Annotated in this window: 12 protein-coding genes and 1 pseudogene; 5 read left to right on the plus strand and 8 right to left on the minus strand. The window is 66.5% G+C overall.

Features of this window, described 5'->3' with window-relative positions; all coding sequences use genetic code 11:
* Window positions 1-242 precede the first annotated feature (242 nt).
* The 5 genes from AC07UW_RS14325 (at window position 243) to pgaD (ending at window position 7,513) form a co-directional block, all read left to right on the plus strand.
* Window positions 243-1,448, plus strand: coding sequence for a CynX/NimT family MFS transporter (locus AC07UW_RS14325; RefSeq protein ID WP_223495754.1), 1,206 nt, complete (start codon window positions 243-245; stop codon window positions 1,446-1,448).
* Between the two features lie 373 nt (window positions 1,449-1,821).
* Window positions 1,822-3,861, plus strand: a complete 2,040-nt coding sequence (pgaA, locus tag AC07UW_RS14330; protein WP_495212280.1) for a poly-beta-1,6 N-acetyl-D-glucosamine export porin PgaA — start codon at window positions 1,822-1,824, stop codon at window positions 3,859-3,861.
* A gap of 1 nt (window position 3,862) precedes the next feature.
* Window positions 3,863-5,770: a poly-beta-1,6-N-acetyl-D-glucosamine N-deacetylase PgaB gene (gene pgaB / locus AC07UW_RS14335; RefSeq protein WP_428705095.1), complete on the plus strand. Its 1,908-nt coding sequence runs from the start codon at window positions 3,863-3,865 to the stop codon at window positions 5,768-5,770.
* Between the two features lie 7 nt (window positions 5,771-5,777).
* The gene (gene pgaC, locus AC07UW_RS14340) at window positions 5,778-7,025 is read left to right on the plus strand and encodes a poly-beta-1,6-N-acetyl-D-glucosamine synthase (RefSeq protein ID WP_189914630.1); all 1,248 of its coding nucleotides are present in this window, start codon (window positions 5,778-5,780) and stop codon (window positions 7,023-7,025) included.
* On the plus strand, window positions 7,022-7,513 hold the full coding sequence (gene pgaD / locus AC07UW_RS14345) for a poly-beta-1,6-N-acetyl-D-glucosamine biosynthesis protein PgaD (RefSeq protein WP_223495760.1): 492 nt from the start codon (window positions 7,022-7,024) through the stop codon (window positions 7,511-7,513). Before pgaC ends, pgaD begins: the two co-directional genes overlap by 4 nt.
* Window positions 7,514-8,160: 647 nt before the next feature.
* On the opposite strand, the pseudogene AC07UW_RS14350 reads toward pgaD, so the two are convergent.
* The 8 genes and pseudogenes from AC07UW_RS14350 to AC07UW_RS14385 all read right to left on the minus strand — a co-directional run.
* A pseudogene (locus AC07UW_RS14350) lies at window positions 8,161-9,426 on the minus strand (glutamate-5-semialdehyde dehydrogenase); the annotation flags it as partial.
* On the minus strand, window positions 9,423-10,580 hold the full coding sequence (proB, locus tag AC07UW_RS14355) for a glutamate 5-kinase (RefSeq protein WP_363732590.1): 1,158 nt from the start codon (window positions 10,578-10,580) through the stop codon (window positions 9,423-9,425). The pseudogene AC07UW_RS14350 and the gene proB, both read right to left, overlap by 4 nt.
* A gap of 10 nt (window positions 10,581-10,590) precedes the next feature.
* Window positions 10,591-10,854 (minus strand): YciI family protein, encoded by a 264-nt coding sequence (locus AC07UW_RS14360; protein ID WP_495212281.1) that lies wholly within the window; start codon window positions 10,852-10,854, stop codon window positions 10,591-10,593.
* The gene (argH, locus tag AC07UW_RS14365) at window positions 10,854-12,149 is read right to left on the minus strand and encodes an argininosuccinate lyase (RefSeq protein ID WP_033831569.1); all 1,296 of its coding nucleotides are present in this window, start codon (window positions 12,147-12,149) and stop codon (window positions 10,854-10,856) included. Before argH ends, AC07UW_RS14360 begins: the two co-directional genes overlap by 1 nt.
* Window positions 12,150-12,168: 19 nt before the next feature.
* Window positions 12,169-13,125 carry an N-acetyl-gamma-glutamyl-phosphate reductase gene (gene argC, locus AC07UW_RS14370; protein ID WP_033831570.1) on the minus strand — a complete coding sequence of 319 codons (957 nt, stop codon included), beginning with the start codon at window positions 13,123-13,125 and terminating at the stop codon, window positions 12,169-12,171.
* A 10-nt stretch (window positions 13,126-13,135) separates the two neighbouring features.
* On the minus strand, window positions 13,136-13,735 hold the full coding sequence (locus AC07UW_RS14375; protein ID WP_025876429.1) for a GNAT family N-acetyltransferase: 600 nt from the start codon (window positions 13,733-13,735) through the stop codon (window positions 13,136-13,138).
* A gap of 5 nt (window positions 13,736-13,740) precedes the next feature.
* The gene (locus AC07UW_RS14380) at window positions 13,741-15,069 is read right to left on the minus strand and encodes an acetylglutamate kinase (RefSeq protein ID WP_025876427.1); all 1,329 of its coding nucleotides are present in this window, start codon (window positions 15,067-15,069) and stop codon (window positions 13,741-13,743) included.
* A 74-nt stretch (window positions 15,070-15,143) separates the two neighbouring features.
* Window positions 15,144-16,232 (minus strand): acetylornithine deacetylase, encoded by a 1,089-nt coding sequence (locus tag AC07UW_RS14385; RefSeq protein WP_495212282.1) that lies wholly within the window; start codon window positions 16,230-16,232, stop codon window positions 15,144-15,146.
* Between the last annotated feature and the right edge of the window lie 21 nt (window positions 16,233-16,253).

Raw genomic sequence — 16,253 nt, forward strand, 5'->3', positions numbered from 1 at the left:
ACCACTTCGGTGGTCACCAAGAAGCCTGGAAGACATCAGTGTCCTCCGGGTTTTTTTGTATCCGGAATCCGGGACAGCCGGCTGCGCTGCCATCAGCCACGTACGCACCGGAGCGGGGTCGAGGACCCGACGCGGCCGTCCACGTACAATGGCCACCACTCCCCCACCTGCCACACCGGCCCCGTCCGGTGCGGGCGCTGCACGCCACCTGCGCGGCGTGCGCCACCTGCAAGGAACACCGCATGACGTCCCCCACCTCCCCTTCGCCATCGTTGTTGCACGGTCGCCTGCTGGCGTTCGCCGCAATCCTGCTGGCAGCGGTCAACCTGCGTACTGCCGTCACTTCGATCACCCCGCTGCTGGACGTGCTGGGCCAGCAGTTCGGCTTCGGCACCACCATGACCGGCGTGCTGGGCATGCTGCCGACCGCTTCGTTCGCACTGTTCGGCGTCGCCACCCCGGCGCTGGCAAGACGTCTCGGCCTTGAGCGCACCACCCTGCTGGCCATGCTGATGGCCGCCACCGGTTTGCTGCTGCGCTCCAGCGCCGGCAATGTCGGCACCCTGCTGCTGGGCTCGGTGATCGCACTGGCGGGCATGGGTATCGGCAACGTGGTGGTGCCGCCGCTGGTGAAGCGCTACTTCGCCAACAAGGTCGGCACCATGAGCACGTTGTACATCAGCGTGCTGCAGCTGGGCACGATGATGCCGGCGCTGCTGGCGGTGCCGGTGGCCAACGCCGCAGGCTGGCGGGTGTCGCTGGGCATGTGGGCGCTGCTGGCGCTGGCCGCCACCCTGCCATGGCTGTTGCTGGCGCGCCGCGCACCGAAACCGGTGCTGGACAGCAACGATCCCACCGCGCAGCCGCACGGCAGGGTCTGGCGTACGTCGTTGGGCTGGAGCATGACGCTGATGTTCGGCATGACCTCGCTGATGACCTATTCGATGTTCACCTGGCTGCCGCGCATCGTGGTCGAAGCCGGCGCCACGCCTGCCTTCGGCGGGGTGATGGTCGCGGTGTTTTCGGCACTGGGCCTGCTGCCATCGCTGGTGATCCCATCGCTGGCGGTGCGCCTGCAGAATCCCTTCCCACTGGTGCTGATCGGCTTCTCGGCCTTCGTCATCGCTTTCGCCGGCCTGCTGTTCGCCCCGATGAAGGCGCCGTTGCTGTGGGCCTGCCTGCTGGGCGTCGGGCCGTCCACGTTCCCGCTGGCGCTGACCCTGATCAATCTGCGCACGCGCACCCCCACCGGTTCGGCGGCCCTGTCCGGCTTCATGCAGGGCGTGGGCTACAGCTTCAGCTGCCTGGGCCCGTTCCTGGTCGGCTGGCTGCATACCGTCAGCGAGGGCTGGACCCTGCCCTTCGCCTTCCTGTTCGGCTGCGCGCTGCTGATGCTGTGCGCCTCGTGGGTGGCCTGCAAGCCGCGCAAGCTGGAAGACCTGTGGTGACCGGACCGGCGGGCTGACGCCCGCCGCCGTGAAGCTGGACCCACACACCCCACTACCGCGATCTACACACCGCCACCGCAGCGGGTGACGTAGCGTGTCCAAAGCTGACCCGTTTCGTGTCCAGAACCGGCCCTGCCAGCGTGGTACGCCCCCACAGCGCGGCCCCAGCTGCCCCGTGCCGTTCCAGTGGACAGCAGAAAAGTGTATGCGCAACAACGCGTTGCGACAGGGCTGGCCGGTCATCCAAGGACTCTCCGTCAACAAGGTACGGATAGGAAGTAGGCGCTTTGGCAGAGCGTCAGCTATAGTTGGCATGTGATGTGCGTCACACTTTTCAGCGCATCGTTCAGCAATGGATGCTTAGGGGGGTCTCATGGTTGTTCACCGTCCACTGGCGCTGTGCGTCGGTCTGGCCTGCGCCACTCTGGCGTACTGGGCCGATGCGGCCCCGCCGCCCACCGTGATAACGCGCGCCGACCGGCTCGCCGAGATCGGGCACTACCGTGACCAGGCACGCTGGGTCGATGCGCTGGCGGCGATCGAGCGGGCGCAGCTGCGCGAGCCCAACGACGACCTGCTGTATAAGCTGCAGGTACTGACCCTGGGCGACATCGGCAACGCCCATCGTGCCTGGAGGCTTTACCAGGCCCGGCCCAACCTGTTCGACCAGGACCAGAAAGCGCGGCTGGAGGCCAACTACGTGGCCAAACTGGTCAACTGGAGCCTGGCCTACGGGGAAAGCGAAGACACCCGGCTGGACGAGGCCGAGGCTTCGCTGGCGGAAATGGAGCAATACGTCGAGCGCGATGGCACAACACAGGCGCAGGCGCCGCTGCGTATCCGCATGGACCGGCTGATCCTGCTCAACCGCCTGGCCCGCCACGCGCAGGTGCGCGACGAGGCGCGGGCGCTGCAGCGCGAAGGCCATCCCCTGCCCGATTACGTGCTGCCAGCCGTAGGCGACTCGCTGATGGCCACCCAGAACCCGGAGGAGGCCATTCCCTTGCTGGAGGCCGCCGCAAAGAACGATCCCTCACGCTTCGAGTCACGCTCGGAGCTGGCCTATGCCTATCTGGAAACCGAGCAGGCGGAGAAGGCGGTGGGCTACCTGCAGGCCTGGCAGAAGGACGAACCGGCCTGGCGCTGGGGCGGCGGCAAGACCCCCTTCCAGAACTGGGCGCGTTACGAGGCCGACCTGAACCTGGGGATGGTGCGGGCCTACAGCGGCGACCTGCCCACGGCCCAGCGCGAACTGGAAGCCCTGGTCGAGGTCGGCCCGGGCAATGGCAGCCTGCAGACTTCACTGGGCAGCGTCTACCAGATGCGCGGCTGGCCACGGCGGGCACTTGAGCGCCACCAGATGGCCTATACCCTGGACCCGCGTGACATCGCGCCGCGCCTGGGCATGTACGAATCCTACGTGCAGCTGCAACGCGACGACCTGGCGCGGCCGCTGCATGACGACCTGCTGGCTCGCTATCCAAGCCAGCCGGCGGTGCAACGCATGGACCGCGACTGGCGCGCCCATCGCGGCTGGCAGCTGCTGGCCAAGGTCGAGGGTGGCCGCAGTTCCGGCGGTGGCGGCACCTCGCCGCTGGGCAACGACGACCTGCACTACGGCGTGGAAGTGGCCTCGCCGGTTCTCAACGACCGCTGGCGCCTGTTTGCCTTCGCCGACCGCCGTTCGGTCAGCTTCCAGGACCAGGACATCGATCCGCTGTGGATCGGTGCCGGCGTGCGCTACCGCTTCGACCGCCTCGATGCCGAGGCGGCGGTGATGCGCCCCAACGACAGCATCGGCGACACCGGCCTGCGCGGCGGCTTCGGCTGGCAGTTCAATGATCGCTGGCACGCCGGCGTGACCGCTGCCCGCAATGATCCGGAAGCCTCGATGCAGGCACGCGTGGCCGGCATCACCGCCGACAGCGTTGCGGTTGCAGTGGACTACACGCGCAACGAGCGCACCCACTGGAGCTTCGGTGGCAGCCAGTTCCGTTACGACGATGGCAACCGCCGCGATACGCTGAACAGTGCGATCGAACAACGACTGTTGACCCGCCCGCGCCTGTTGATCGATGGCCTGGGCAGCGTCTACACCAGCCGTGGCAGCCGCGACGATGCGCCCTACTTCAACCCCTCGCGGGATCGCTCGGTGGAAGTGGGCCTGCGCATCGACCAACAGCTATGGCGCCATTACGAGCGCCACTTCCGCCATCGCCTGACGGTGTCGGTGGGCAACTACTGGCAGGAAGGTTTTGGCAGTTCAATCATTCCGACCGTGGCCTATCGCCACGAATGGCAGTTCGATCAAGGGCGGATCCTCGAGTACGGCGTGAGTTGGTCGCGGCCGGTCTACGACGGCCAACGTGAACGACATATCGGCTTCGATGCCGCGCTGCGCTGGGGAGAATGAGATGGAACGGATGCTTCGCAACCTGACAACCGTACTGCTGCTGGCGCTGCTGGCCCTCGCCCTGCCCGCCGCAGCCCAGCGCGCCGTCTCAGCCACGGAACTGGACGCGGCCGACAACGGCCTGCTGGTGCTCAGCTACCACGACGTGCGCGATGATGTGCTGGAAAAATCCGACGGCGACGCCTACGCGGTCAGCACGCAGAACTTCGCCGCACACCTGGATTGGCTGTCCGCGCATGGCTATCACCCGGTCTCGCTGTCACAGCTGATCAAGGCCTCGCGCGGCGAAGCAACGCTGCCGCCGCGGCCGGTGCTGCTGACCTTCGACGACGGCCTGCGCAGCGTGTACAGCCGCGTCTATCCCCTGCTGCGCGCGTACAACTATCCGGCGCTGGTGGCGGTGATCACCGACTACGTGGACATGGCACCGGGACGCACCATCGACTACGGCTACCGTCCCTTCGGCCGTGACGACTTCCTGACCTGGGACCAGCTGCGCGAGATGCAGGCCAGCGGCCTGATCGAACTGGCCAGCCATACCGACAACCTGCACCACGGCGTGCAGTCCAACCCGCAGGGCAACCAGACCCCGGCGGTGATCACCCGCATCTACGACCCCAAGGCGCAGCGCTATGAAAGCGCGCAGGAGTACGAGAAGCGCCTGCGCGACGATCTCGGCCGCAGCGTGCAGCGCATCGAGAAGGAACTGGGTGTACGCCCGAAAGCGATCGTCTGGCCGTATGCCGCCTACAACCAGTTGAGCAACGACATCGCCGAGCAGCTGGGCATGCCGGTGTCCTTCGACCTGGAAGGTCGCAGCACGCCGGTGACGGCCGACCTGCATGGCCTGGCACGCCTGCTGGTGACCAGCAATCCGAACATCACCTCGCTGGCCTTCGAGCTGCGTCGCAACGTCAATCTGGACGGTACCCGTGCACTGCAGATCGATATGGACTCGGTCTACGACAGCGACCCTGCACAGCAGGCGCGCAACCTGGATGCGCTGATCGAGCGGGTGAAGCGGATCGGCCCGACCCATGTCTACCTGCAGGCCTTCGCCGATCCGGACGGCAACAACACCGCCGATGCCCTGTACTTCCCGAACCGCCACCTGCCGATGCGCGCGGACCTGTTCAACCGCGTCGCCTGGCAGCTGAAAACCCGTGCCGGGGTGAAGGTGTATGCGTGGTTGCCGGTGCTGGGCTATGAACTGCCCGACGCCGCGCAGCGTGCGGCGCTGGGCATCCAGAGCCCGGAACGCGATGGCATGTACCGCCTGGATTTCACCAAGCCGCAGGCACGACAGATCATCAAGGACATCTACGAAGACCTGGCGATCAATTCGTATTTCGAAGGCCTGCTGTTCCACGATGACGGCTACGTGCGCGATACCGAACTTGCCCAGCTGCCGCAGGAAGGCAGCGACGGCGGTCGCACCCAGGCGCTGATTGATTTCACGCTGGAACTGCGTGACAGCGCACAACGCTGGCGCCCCAAGCTGGGCACCGTGCGCAACCTGTACGCGCAGCCGGTGCTGGAGCCGCAGAGCGCGGCGTGGTTCGCCCAGCGCCTGGACCTGTTCAACAAGGCCTACGACCGCACCGCGCTGATGGCGATGCCATGGATGGAAGGCAGCCGCCGCCCGCAGCGTTGGCTGGACAAGCTGGTGGTGGCCGTGCGTGCGCACGACCCCGAGCTGAAGCACACGATGTTCGAGCTGCAGACCGTGGACTGGCGCACGCAGCGGCCGATCAGCGGCGAACAGCTGCGCGCGCAGATCCGCCGCCTGCAGGCACAGGGCGTGCGCCATTTCGCGTGGTACCCGGACGATTTCATCGCCGACAAGCCGTCGACCCAGGATGCACGCGCGGCGATGTCCGCGCGCAACTTCCCGTATCCGGAGAAGTGACGTGGACATGAATCCGTGGCTCAACGCCATGTTCCAGTTCGCCTTCTTCTACCCCATGGTGATGGCGTTCTTCTGGATGTCCGGGGGCCTGTACTACTTCTTCCGCCGTGAGCGGAAGTCGCGGCCGCGCAACGACCCACCACCGATGGCGGAGTATCCGTTCGCCAGCCTGCTGATCCCGTGCCACAACGAATCGGCGAACCTGGACGACACCCTCGGCGCGGCACTGGCCCAGCGCTACCCGGACTTCGAGGTGATCGCCATCAACGATGGCAGCACCGACGACACCGGCACCCGCCTGGACGCGCTTGCAGCGCTTCATCCGCGCCTGCGCGTGGTCCATCTGGACCGCAACCTGGGCAAGGCCAATGCGTTGCGCATGGGCGCGCTGGCCGCGAGATCGGAGTACCTGGTGTGCATCGATGGCGATGCCATGCTGGAAGAGTTCGCCATGCACTGGATGGTCTGGCACCTGACCAGCGGCCCGCGCGTGGGTGCGGTAACCGGCAACCCGCGGATCCGCAATCGCTCCACCCTGCTCGGCCGTCTGCAGGTGGCGGAGTTCTCCTCGATCATCGGCATGATCAAGCGCGCCCAACGCGTGTACGGCCGCATCTTCACCGTGTCCGGGGTCATTGCCGCGTTCCGTCGCACCGCCCTGCACCGCATCGGCTATTGGGCCGATGACATGGTCACCGAGGACATCGACATCAGCTGGCGGCTGCAGCTGGATCATTGGGACATCCGTTACGAGCCCAATGCGCTGTGCTTCATCCTGATGCCGGAAACGCTGAAAGGCCTGTGGCGGCAGCGACTGCGCTGGGCACAGGGCGGTGTGGAAGTCCTGCTGCGCCACGGCTCATCGTTGTTCAGCTGGCGCAAGCGGCGGATGTGGGGCGTGCTGCTGGAATACATCCTCAGCGTGCTGTGGGCCTACACCATGCTGGTGATCATCCTGTTGTGGGCAGTGGGCAAGTTCATCCCGATGCCGCCGTCGTTGTACATCGACACGTTGCTGCCGCAATGGCATGGCGTGATCCTGGCCCTGGTCTGCCTGCTGCAGTTCGCCAGCAGCCTGATCATCGACAGGCGTTACGAAACGCATATCGGCCGCAACTATTTCTGGGTCATCTGGTACCCGATGGCGTACTGGTTGATCAGCCTGTTCACCACGCTGGTGGCGCTGCCGAAGACCCTTCTCCGGCGGCGTGGCAAGCGTGCCACCTGGGTCAGCCCAGACAGAGGTATACGATGAACGCACATCGCCAGACGACCGCCAGGACGCCGTCCAACCGCTTCGACTCGCGGCTGATCCAGAAGCCGCTCAAGCAGCCCCGCCTGCAGCGCACCGCCTGGGGATTTGTGACCCTGGCGTTCTGGGGGTTTTACTTCTACCTGTGGGCACCGCTGGTCACGCTGGTGTCCTGGTTGCTCGGTGGGCAGCTGGCGTGGCTGCAGCTGTACGAGCGCAAGCAGCATCTGGACCCGTTCGTGATCATCGCCCTGCCGGTGATCCTGGCGTGCTGTGCGCTGCTGCTGATCGCCTGGGCCGAGTACAACCGCTACCGCTTCGCCGGCAAGGAACGGCGCGGCCCGCACGAGGACGCAAGTCGTGCGGAGATCGCCCATTCGCTGGGTGCCAGCGATCAGCTTGCCGAACAGATGTTCGGTGCCAAGGCCATCACCCTGCACATGGATGAGCATGCACGGCCGCTGGGCATGACCGCGCAGCTGTTGAGGTAACGGGGGTTCGGCCGGGCGGCGCCCGGCACCCGCAGAGGCCGAAGCAACAGCAACAGCTGGCAGTCAGTGGGATGGCGGGGCGGTATGGGCAGGCAGGACACGCCGTAGACCCATCCATGGGGGCTCGATGGCGCCATCCATGGCGCCAACGGTCCTGCCTACCCACACCGCCCCACCTCTCACAGATTTCCGCAATCTGGTAGATCCACGCCATGCGTGGATGAATCTCCATCGAAATCGAATAGTCGACAATTCATCAAAAGGCATCCACGCATGGCGTGGATCTACGTGTCGACCAAGGTCGACACCCACCAAGAGCAAGTCATGCCATCCCGACAGATTGCGGAGATCTGTCGAAGGCGGGGTGGGTCCGGTTGCGGGGGCGTGAGCGCCATGGGCCCGAGGCATGCCTCGGGCGGGCTGGGCAGGACGCCCAACCCCGGTCTTGCCGTGTGCGCAGGACAGCGCACACGAGCAAGGCGCGACCGAGCTTACATGGACGTACTTGCAGCGTCCCCCGCAACCGGACCCACCCCGCCATCCCGCAGGAACCCCGCTGTTGCCGTTGCATTTGCGGTTGCTTCGGCGGTTGCTTCGGCTGTTGCCGTGGCCTCTGCGGGTGCCGGGCGCAGCCCGGCTGTGACCCTTCGGACCTGGCCTTCGCCGCGCACCACGAACCGTTCGACTGTCAGCGCTTCCAGCCCCATCGGGCCATAGGCGTGCAGGCGCGTGGTGGAGATGCCGATCTCGCTGCCGAGGCCAAGCTGGCCACCATCGGAAAAACGCGAAGACGCGTTGACCATCACCACCGCCGAGCGCAATGCGCTGACGAAGCGCTCGGCACTGGCTACGTCTTCGGTGGCGATCACTTCGGTGTGGTCGGAGGTATAGGTACGGATGTGCGCGATCGCTGCATCAAGATCGTCGACCACGCGGACCGCCAGAATCAGATCGAGGAATTCGGCGGCATAGTCGTCTTCGCTGGCCGCGGTGCTTCCCGGCAGCAACGGCTGCGCGCGCTCGTCTGCACGCAGCTGCACGCCACGTTCGGCCAGCGCCTGTGCAGCACGCGGCAGGAACGCTGCGGCAATGTCCCGGTGCACCAGCAGGGTTTCCAGTGAATTGCACGCGGACGGGCGACTGCACTTGCCGTCCACCAGCAGATCGAGCGCTTTGGCTGCATCGGCGCTGGCATCGACGAACAGGTGGCAGACACCCTTGTAGTGCTTGATGACCGGCACGCGCGCGTGCTCGGCGACGAAGCGGATCAGGCCTTCGCCACCGCGCGGGATGGCCAGGTCGATCAGTTCGTGCAGTTGCAGCAGTTCCAGCATCGCTTCGCGGCGCAGGTCGGTCAGCACCGTCACAGCGGCAGGGGGAACGCCGTTGGCCTTCAATGCCCCGGCCAACGCCTGGGCGATGGCGGTATTGGAATGGATCGCCTCCGAGCCGCCACGCAGGATCACGCCGTTGCCCGCCTTCAGGCACAGCGCGGCGGCTTCGGCGGTCACGTTCGGGCGTGCTTCGTAGATCATCGCGATCACTCCCAGCGGCACGCGCACCTTCTGCACGCGGATGCCGTTCGGACGCACGTCGTCGCGGGTCACCTGCCCGACCGGGTCCGGCAGCCCGGCCACCTCGCGCACGGCGTCGGCCATCGCCAGCAGGCGCGCCGGGTCCAGTGCCAGACGGTCGAGCATCGCGTTGCCCACACCTTTGTCGCGGGCGGCGGCCAGGTCGCGTGCATTGCCTGCAAGAATCTGTCCGGCATTGACCTCCAGCGCCTGCGCCATCGCCTGCAGCAGTGCCCTGCGCGCATCGCTGTCCAGGCCGGCAACCACCTGCGCCGCCTCGCGGCAGGCACGGGCCTGCGATTCGATCTCACTCATCGGCATATCCTGCAGTGGGTTCATGGCAGCACCAGATCGTCGCGATGGACGACGGTACCGCCGTAGTTGTATCCGAGCACGGTCTGGATGTCGCGGGTGTGGCGGCCGGCAATGCGGCGCACGTCATCGGCGGCGTACTGGCTCACACCACGGGCCACGCACACCCGGCCGGCGTCGGTGTTCCAGCATACCTGCACCATGTCACCGCGCCGGAACGCGCCGTCGGCACCGGTGATGCCACCGGGCAGCAGCGATGCCCCCTTCTCGCGCATTGCCTGGGCGGCGCCGGCATCGATCAGGATCGCGCCTTCAGCAAGTGGTGCATGCCGCAGCCAGTGCTTGCGGGCCGCCTCACGGCTGCGCGCTGCATGGATGCGGGTGCCGTACAGGCGATCCTGCGCCAGCGCGCGTACCACCTCGCCGCTGCGGCCATTGAACAGATAGGTTTCGATGCCGACACGGCCGGCCTTGGCTGCGGCCTCCAGCTTGGTGCGCATGCCGCCGGTGCCGGCGACCGAACCGGCGCCGCCAGCCATCGCCAGCACGGCGTCATTCAACTCGACTACTTCATGCAATGGCCGGGCATTGGCATGCGTGCGTGGGTCGGCGCTGTAGAGACCGTCGATGTCGGTGGCGATGAACAGTGCATCGGCATCGACCAGCGCTGCCACCGTCGCGGCCAGGTTGTCGTTGTCACCGAGCTTGAGCTCATCCACCGAAACGGTGTCGTTCTCGTTGACCACCGGCAGCGCGCCAAGCCGCAGCAGCTCGTTGAGGGTTGCCCGCGCATTGAGATAGCGGCGGCGGTTGCGCAGATCGTCATGGGTCAGCAGCACCTGCGCCACCGGGCGCTCGAAGAAGCGCTGCCACAGACCGATCAGCTGCGCCTGGCCCAGGGCCGCCAACGCCTGCCGCGCCGCCATCGCGGCACCGGGTTCATCGGCCCGGGGCAGGATCGCGCGGCCGGCAGCGACCGCGCCGGAGGAGACGATGACGACCTCGCGCCCGGCCAGCACGTTGGCCGAAACGAACTGGGCCAGGCCCAGCGCGTGGCGCGGCGACAGGCCACCACCGTCGGCGGCCAGCAGGCTGCTGCCGACCTTGAGCACGGCGCGCCGCCACGACGGCAGCGCTTGTTCGGGGAACGGCGATGCAACGTGGGCGGCGTGGACAGTCATCAGGGGCGCCTCAGCGGGTATTCCATTCATGGACGCTCAGCGCCGATGCCTGCATCGTCATCAGCGGATCGGTGGCGACGATGGCCTGCGCCTGCGCGAGGCTATCGAGGTTGCACAGCACATAGGCGCCACCGCTGCCGTCGGCAAAGCCGCCGGTCAGCTGCAGGCGGCCCTCGGCCTGCAACGCATCGAGGAAGTCGCGGTGCGGCTGCACCACGGCGTCGGTGAAGCCCGGCAGGCGCATCGCCAGCACCAGGTAGACGGTGCCGGCCATCAGGACAGCGCCTGCCAGCGCGCGCGCAGTTCATCCAGGCGCAGGTCCGACGCCGAACCCGGCGATACGCGCGCCGCCAGGCTGCCTTCCGGCGTGCGCCCCTGCCCTGCACTGTCGGCACCGGCAGCAGCGGCCTTGTAGGCCTCGCGGAACGGTACGCCCGCTACCGCAGCTTCCACCGCGACATCGGTGGCATACATCCCCGAATCGATCGCTGCGCGCAGCTTGTCATCGCGCCATTCCAGGTTGGCCAGCAGCGCCGGCAGCAGTTCAAGCGCGGCCAGGCCGCGCCCGAAGCCGTGGAAGATGGCGCCCTTGGACGACTGCAGGTCGCGGTGGTAGCCCGACGGCAGCGACAGCAGCTGCTCGATTTCGGTGCGTGCAGCGGCGACGCTGGCATGGGTCGCGCGCATCAGCTCGATCACGTCCGGATTGCGCTTGTTGGGCATGATCGAACTGCCGGTGGTGTACTGCGCCGGCAACGCGACGAAACCGAATTCGGCGCTGGTAAACAGCGACAGGTCCCAGGCAATGCGGCGCAGGTCCAGGGTGGCACCGCCCAGCGCTTCCAGCGCGGCCAGTTCGAACTTTCCACGCGACAGCTGCGCGTAGATCGGCGAAATCTGCATGCGCGCAAAGCCGAGCGCGGCAGTGGTGTGCTCGCGATCCAGCGGCAGGTTCACGCCGTAACCGGCGGCGGTGCCAAGCGGATTGGCATCGACCAGTGCATGGGTATCGCGGGCACGCACGGCGTTGTCGATGAAGGCTTCGGCCCAACCGGCCCACCACATGCCGGCCGAGGACACCACGGCACGCTGGATGTGGGTGTAACCGGGAATCGGCAGATGCTGCTCGGCCTGCGCACGGTCAAGTGCCACCTTTGCCACTTCGGCGCTGACCTGCGCCACGCGCTGCAGCTTTTCCTTCAACCACAACCGGGTGGCGACCAGGATCTGGTCGTTGCGGCTGCGGCCGGTGTGGATCTTGCGGCCGGCATCACCCAGGCGTTCGGTCAACCGTGCCTCGATCGCCGAATGGCCATCCTCATACTGCGTATCCAGCACGAAGCGGCCTTCGCGGAAGTCCTGCGCCAGCACCTCAAGTTCACGCAGCAACCCGGCCAGTTCGTCGGCGCTGAGGATGCCGATGTGCTGCAGGCCCTGCGCATGCGCGGCGCTGGCAGCAATGTCATGCAGGAAGAACTCGCGATCGAGGATCACGTCGTCGCCGGCGAGGAAGGTCTGGATCTGGGCATCGACAGCGACGCCTGGCTTCTGCCAAAGAAGGTCTGCCATGGGGAGCTCCTGTACGGTTTCAGTGCGGGATCGACGTCAGTTCGTCGATGCCCAGCGCAAGATTGAGGTTCTGCATGGCCTGGGTGGCAGCGCCCTTGAGCAGGTTGTCCAGGGTCGCAACCACCACCACCCGCTTTCCGCCCGGGGCGAGCGTGAAGCCGCCGACCTGGGCACCGTGGCGGCCAGCGATGCGGCTCACCCACGGCGCCTCGTCCACGACCTCGATGAGTGCTTCACCGGCGTAGGCGTGCTGGAAGCGCTCGACGATCTGCTCGCGGGTCTGCACGCGGTTCAACCACAGGTTGGCGGTGAGGGTGATGCCACGGAAATGCGGCGCGACGTGCGGCATGAATTCGACCGCCACGCCCAGCTGCACGGAAACCTCGCGCTCATGCACGTGGTTGGTCAGCGCGTACGGCATCAGGTTGTCGGCCAGCAGTTCAACGTTGTTCTTGTCCGACGGCGAGGTGCCCGCACCCGAGTAGCCGGACACGCCGAAGCACTGCGGCGGACCAGCCAGCAGATCCAGCAGCGGATGGATCGCCAGCTGCATCGCGGTGGCATAGCAGCCGGGGTTGCTGATGTGCTTCTGTCCGCGGTAACGGCTGCGGGTAAGCTCGGGCAGGCCGTAGTACCAGGTGTTGTCGAAACGGTAGTCGGCCGACAGGTCGACGATCACCGTGTCCGGCTTCGCCGTTTCCAGCGCCGCCACGAACGGCGCGGCCAGGCCGTTGGGCAGGGCCAGGATCACCGCGTCCACGCCCTTTGCGGCAACGGCGTCGGCGTCGAGATTCTCGAACTGCAGTTCGCCCTGCCATTGCGGGTAGTGGTCGGACACGCGCTGCCCGGCCAGTTCGCGCGAGGACACGAAGCCCAGCTGCAGGTTCGGATGCGCTGCCACCAGGCGGATCAGCTCGGCGCCGGTATGGCCGCGGGCGCCGACGATGCCGACGGTGAACGAGGAGGAAGTGCTCATGCGTGCGTGCTCATGCGTGCGAATCGAGGCGGTGCTGCAGGTGGCGTTTCACGCCCTGCCATTCCGCATCGATGATGGAGAAGATGACGGTGTCGCGCGGCGTGCCGTCGGGATGCCGGCGGTGATTGCGCAGCACGCCATCCTGCTTGGCGCCCAGGCGTGCGATCGCGGTGCGCGAGGTGAAGTTGAACCAGCTGGTTTCAAACACCACGCTCAGGCATTCCAGCCGCTCGAAGGCATGGCTGAGCAGCATCAGCTTGGTTTCGGAGTTGACCCCGGTGCGCTGCACCGATTCGCCATACCAGGTGTAGCCGATGCTCAGCCGCGGTACGTCCGGTTGCAGATCGTAGTAACGGGTGGTGCCGACGATCTGGTCGTTGGCATCGAACACCACGAACGGCAGCACCTTGCCTTCGGCCTGTGCCTGCAGCGCGGCCTGCACATAGCCGGTCATGGCCTTCGCATCGGGCACCTGGGTGTACCAGAGCCTGGACAGCGCGCCTTCGCCCAACGCGCCGCGCAGGCCGTCGATGTGGCTCATCTGCAGCGGTTCCAGCCGCGCATGCGTGCCGGTCAACGTGGGTACCCGGGTCCAGTCTGCGTGGTTCATCGCGCTCAGCCCTCCAGGCTCGGCGCACGCACCGCGCAGTGGTCGACATAGGTCCTGATCCGGTCGATGCCATCGGCACCGTACCAGAACACCTTCCAATGACCCTGCTTGTAGCAGCCATCGGACTCGGCGTAGTAGAAGTGGTTGATCGGGTTGCCGTTGCGCGAGCGCCAGAACAGCTGCGGGGTTTCCTCGCGCATCACGTTCCAGACCGCGCGGCCAAGCCCTTCGCCCTGCGCATCATCGAGCACGGCGAACTTGTCCAGGTACACGCCCTCGGCCTCATCGGTGAGGATCACCGCCGTGCGGTAGTTCTCGCTGACATACGCGCGCAGCAGCGTGGTCCTCTCGAAATAGTCCGGCACCAGGGTGCGGCCGAAACTGGATTCGATCAGGCCCTTCAGGCGCGGCAGGTCCAGCTCGCTCCAGGCGGTTGCACGCAGCACCTTCTCGCCCTTGCGCACCAGCGTTCCCGAGCCCTTGTGGGTGAACAGTTCCTTGGCCAGGTCGGCCGGCCGGGTGATCGACACCGACGATTCCAGCGGCAACCGGTCCAGCAGGGACTTGATCTGTTCGATCTTCACCTTCATGCCACCGTGGATCCACGGTTGTGCGATCAGGTGGTCGTACTCGGTGGACAGGTTGATCGAATCAATCACGCTGCCCTGCTCGTCCAGCAGGCCGCCGGTACCGGTCAGGAAGATGATCTTGTACGGCTGCAGCTCCTGCACCAGTTCGTTGGCGGCGAAGTCGGCATTGACGTTGAGGATCTGCCCACCGGCGGTCTCGCCCAGGCTGGTGATGACCGGGATCGAGCCGGCACGCAGGCTGGCCTCGATCGGCGCCAGGTTGACCTTCTTCACCTCGCCGACCAGGCCGTAGGTGTCCAGGCCCAGGTACTCCGCCTCGAACACGCCGCCGGTGATGGAGGTGGCGCGCGCGCCATTCTGCTGCAGCGCTTCGACCAGGCGCAGGTTGGATTGCTGGAACACCCGGCGCACGATCGCCAGCGCTTCCGGCGAGGTCACCCGCAGGCCGTTGACCGTCTGCTTTTCAATGCCGGCGGCCGACAGTTCCGCATCCAGCTGCGGGCCGGCGCCGTGCAGCACGATCGGGGTCAGGCCGACTTCCTGCAGGAACGACAGCGAGGAGGTCAGCGCGTCGAGATCGTCGCGCAGCACCGCGCCGCCGACCTTGACCACGGCGAAGCGCTTGGCGTCCAGCTGCGAAAAGCGCTTGAGGTACTGGCTGATCTCCTTCGCGCTGGCCATGCTCGAGAGCAGGCGCACGATGGTCTGGCGGGTCTGGCGGTGGGGCTGGAGGGCAGGAGACATTTCGGTTTCGTCACAGGCGGCGGTCGCCGCGTTGCAGTTCCGCCGCGCAGAAGCGCAGCGGCGTTGTGGGTCGATCAGGCGCCGGCGGCGATGATCCGGTGTACGGCGTCGGTGTAGCGCTGCAGCTGGTCAAGCGTCACGAACTCATCGGCGGTATGCGCCTGGGCGATGTCGCCCGGGCCGAACACCATCGTGGTGTAGCCACCGGCCGAGAACAGCGACGCCTCGGTCCAGAAGTCCACCGCGTTGCCGATCGGCAGGTCCAGCGCATCGGCCACGTCGCGCGCCAGCAGGCGGCGGTGCTCGGCTTCAGCGATATCCCCTGCCGGCAGGCTGGGGCCACGGAAGGTTTCGGTGAACAGCGCCGCTTCCGGTTCGGCGAAGCCGGCGAAGGTCGCCAGCAGCGCATCGATATCCATCGATGGCAGCGGCCGGAAACCAAAACGCACTTCCGCCGCCGGTGCGATCATGTTGGCCTTGATGCCGCCTTCCACGCGCCCGATGTTGAAGCGCAGGCCGGTCAATCCACCGAAGCGTGCCGAGGCCAGCGATTGGACATGGTCCAGCGCGCGGTTGCCCCAGCGCATCGCCTGGTGCAGCGCACTGGCGGCTGCATCCTGCTTGCCCGACGCATGGCCGGCACGGCCCGCGAACTGCATCAGTACCGAGCTGATGCCTCGATGGGCGAGCACCGCTTCGCTCATGGTCGGTTCGGCCACCAGCACCGCTTCGTACGCAATGCCCCGGGCAAGGAACGCGGCGATGCAGCGCGGATCGTTGGCTTCTTCATCGCTGGAGAACAGGAAGGCCGCGTCACCATCACTGGCATTGGCGGCCGCCACCAGCGCCGCGGCCGCGCCCTTGATGTCACACACACCGAGGCCGACCACGCGGTCGTCCAGGCGGCGCATCACGTGCGGGTCGGCACTCCAGTGCGGCGAGTCCGGCACGGTGTCCAGATGCACGTTGAACAGGTACTTCGGCGTACCGCGCACCGCATACAGGCTGACCGCACCGGCGCCATGGTCGATCACCTCGACGTTGAACCCGGGCAGGTTCGCACGCAGGTAATCGAAGATGCCACCGGTGGTGATCGCACGCGGCGGGTTGCGGGTGTCGAAGGACACCAGGGCCTGCAGATGCGAGATCGTCTGTTCAAGCATGAATCAAAGATCCTTCAGTAC

Source organism: Stenotrophomonas sp. GW821-FHT02D01 (assembly GCF_059421765.1).